Source organism: Kitasatospora sp. NPDC007106, assembly GCF_040634455.1.
Taxonomy (GTDB): Bacteria; Actinomycetota; Actinomycetes; order Streptomycetales; family Streptomycetaceae; genus Kitasatospora; species Kitasatospora arboriphila.
Genome location: NZ_JBEYFP010001196.1, coordinates 1 through 1,468, shown reverse-complemented (window position 1 = coordinate 1,468; position 1,468 = coordinate 1). Strand labels below are relative to the sequence as shown.

Sequence of the window (1,468 nt, the reverse complement as noted above, 5' to 3'; positions counted from 1 at the left end):
GGTGCCGCTCGCCCAGCAGGTCTGCGAAGCCGGGGAGGTCGAGCAGCGCCCGCGCACTGTCCCACGATGCCTGCATCGCCTCGGCGAGCCAGCGGGCACCCGACCCCAGGTCGTCCGCGGTCCGCACGAGATCCCGCTTGAGAAGGGCGAGTTCGACCGGCTCGTCCTCGCCCTCCATGAAGAGGACACCGCGGAGCTGGATGCCCACCGGTGAGGTGAGGTCCTCGGCGCCTTCGAACGGGTTCAGCGGCGAGGGCGTTGCCGGCCGGACCGCGGACCAGCGGTCGGCCAGGGCCAACAGGGTCCTCGCGTCGCGCTGCAGCAGCACGGCCTGCTCCCGGGGCGCCGAGGCGTAGAACTCCTCGTGCTCACGGTGGAACCGCGCCAGGTTCGCCATCGTGTCGAGCAGCGCGGGCGATGGGCGGCCCGGGCCGGGCGAAACGCTCCCGTCCATGCCCCCATCGTCGCGCGCCGCCCGACGGACGGCCTGCCGGGGACCCTCCGCGACGGCCTCCCCGCGGCAGCGCCGGTCAGGCGAGGGCGAGGAAGAGCTTCTCGAGTTCGGCCTCGGTCATCGGCGGGGTGTCGCCGTCGGCCGCGGCCATGCACTGGCGCATGCCACTGGCCACGATCTTGAACCCGGCCCGGTCGAGCGCGCGGGAGACCGCGGCGAGCTGGGTCACGACGTCCTTGCAGTCGCGCCCGGCCTCGATCATCGCGATGACTCCGGCGAGCTGGCCCTGGGCCCGGCGGAGGCGGTTGAGGACCGCACCGACCGAATCGTCGTCGACCTGCACTGCTGCACCTCCACTGCTTCGATTCGAAAAGCCCAGTGTACCCCGTGGGGTATACGTCCGGAGTCGCCCGCCGGGGGGCGGCCCCGCCCGACGGCCGGGTCCGGGGCCGTCCGCCCCTGCCGGAAATCCGGTTGACCACGGACCGCCGTGCGGCTGCACTGTGGCGGGGCACCACACCGCCGTGGTGCCGGTAGCCGGGGAGGCAGCGCCAGCCATGGACATCCGTCCCACCGACGACCAGGACCTGGACGTCTTCGTCGACACGCTCCACGCCGCGTTCGGGCGGTTCCCGGAGACCCCCGTCGACGGCGGCGGGGTCTGGTGGGCTGCGCTGGAGATGGACCGCAACCTCATGGCCCTGGCGCCTGACAGGCGGCCCGTCGGCACCGCCGGCGCGTACTCCTTCGAGCTGACCCTGCCCGGCGGGGTCCTGGCCCCGGCCGCCGGGGTCACCGCCGTCGGCGTCCTGCCCTCGCACCGGCGGCGGGGCGTGCTCACGGCGATGATGCGGCATCAGCTCACCGACCTGCGCGACCGCGGGGAGTTCCTCTCCGTGCTGCTGGCCTCCGAGGCCGTGATCTACCGCCGGTTCGGCTACGGGCCGGCGACCTACACGGCCCGGGTGACGGTGCCGCGGCACCGTTCGGCCCTCGCGGACCGACGGGCCCCCG

General features: G+C 74.2%; 2 protein-coding genes and 1 pseudogene. 1 reads left to right on the top strand and 2 read right to left on the bottom strand.

All coding sequences use genetic code 11. From position 1 onward, the window contains the following. Nucleotides 1–454 (bottom strand): annotated as a pseudogene (locus ABZ641_RS37095) (hypothetical protein); the annotation flags it as partial. Nucleotides 455–530: 76 nt separating this feature from the next. Then, nucleotides 531–797 carry a metal-sensitive transcriptional regulator gene (locus ABZ641_RS37090; protein WP_263107000.1) on the bottom strand — a complete coding sequence of 89 codons (267 nt, stop codon included), beginning with the start codon at nucleotides 795–797 and terminating at the stop codon, nucleotides 531–533. A gap of 214 nt (nucleotides 798–1,011) precedes the next feature. On the opposite strand from ABZ641_RS37090, the gene ABZ641_RS37085 reads away from it, so the two are divergent. Next, on the top strand, nucleotides 1,012–1,468 hold a 457-nt coding region (locus ABZ641_RS37085), incomplete at its 3' end, for a GNAT family N-acetyltransferase (protein WP_359988975.1).